The organism is Methylobacterium sp. CCH5-D2 (assembly GCF_001556475.1).
Taxonomy (GTDB): Bacteria; Pseudomonadota; Alphaproteobacteria; order Rhizobiales; family Beijerinckiaceae; genus Methylobacterium; species Methylobacterium hispanicum.
Window position 1 is genome coordinate 1 of record NZ_LSIX01001024.1, and the last position, 1,066, is coordinate 1,066.

2 protein-coding genes are annotated in these 1,066 nt (G+C 71.2%); both read left to right on the forward strand.

Annotation, left to right across the window (positions count from 1 at the left end; all coding sequences use genetic code 11):
* Positions 1-396, forward strand: a 396-nt coding sequence (locus tag AX737_RS27845; RefSeq protein ID WP_156454002.1) for an HAD-IC family P-type ATPase, incomplete at its 5' end; no start/stop codon positions are given.
* Positions 396-908: a signal peptidase II gene (lspA, locus tag AX737_RS27850; RefSeq protein WP_009864915.1), complete on the forward strand. Its 513-nt coding sequence runs from the start codon at positions 396-398 to the stop codon at positions 906-908. The genes AX737_RS27845 and lspA, both read left to right, overlap by 1 nt.
* Positions 909-1,066: the final 158 nt, after the last annotated feature.

Sequence of the window (1,066 nt, forward strand, 5' to 3'; positions counted from 1 at the left end):
GTGAAGGCCGAGCTCCTGCCCCAGGACAAGCTCGCCGAGATCGCGGCCCTGAAGGAGAGGGGCCCGGTCGCCATGGTCGGCGACGGCATCAACGACGCCCCGGCCTTGGCCGCCGCCAGCGTCGGCATCGCGATGGGCGGCGGCACCGACGCGGCCCTGGAGACGGCGGACGCGGCGGTGCTGAACGACCGCGTCGGCGACGTGGCCGCGCTGGTCTCGCTGTCCCGGGCGACCCTGGGCAACATCCGCCAGAACGTCGCCATCGCGCTCGGCCTGAAGGCGGTGTTCCTGGTGACGACCATCGCCGGCATCACCGGCCTCTGGCCCGCCATCCTGGCCGACACCGGCGCGACCGTCCTGGTGACGGCCAACGCGCTGCGTCTTCTGAGGGCCTGATGAGCTCTTCGTCAGGCTGGGCCGGCCGCATGGCGACCGTGGCCGTGGTCATCCTCGCCTCCACGGCCATCGACCTCGGCGCGAAGGCGGTGGCCGAGGCGTGGCTGACCGAGGGCGTGCCCCGGGGCTTCGTGCCCTTCGTCGACCTGAGCCTGTCGTTCAACCGGGGCATCAGCTTCAGCCTGTTCGCGGCGCACGATCCGTCCTCCCTCGCGCTGCTCCTCGCCCTCCAGGGTACGCTCACCTGCCTCGTCATTGCCTGGGCGCTGGCTACGACGGGCACGCTCGAACGTCTCGGGCTCGCCGCGATCGCCGGCGGGGCGGCTGGAAACTTCCTCGACCGGCTCATCGACGGCGCCGTCACCGACTTCCTCGACCTGCACACCGGCGGCATTCGCTGGTTCACCTTCAACCTGGCCGACACCTGGATTTCCGCCGGCGTCGTCCTGCTGCTCCTCGAAGGCCTTTCCGCGCGACGGAGCCATCCCGGTGCCGGGGAACCAGTCCCATGAGGGGCCCGATTCCGCCGAACCACGGCCACGACAACCTGGCATCAACCCTTCGGGCCCAGGCTCGTGCGCCCACCCCAGCGAGGCCGACATGCTGAAGACGACGACGCTCGGTCTGGCCCTCCTCCTGGCGCTGTCCGCCTGCCAGGACGGCCAGTACG

Bases quoted from the DNA above. Each gene is read 5' to 3' on its own strand.
- lspA (WP_009864915.1), top strand. From the start codon at position 396: ATGAGCTCTTCGTCAGGCTGGGCCGGCCGCATGGCGACCGTGGCCGTG.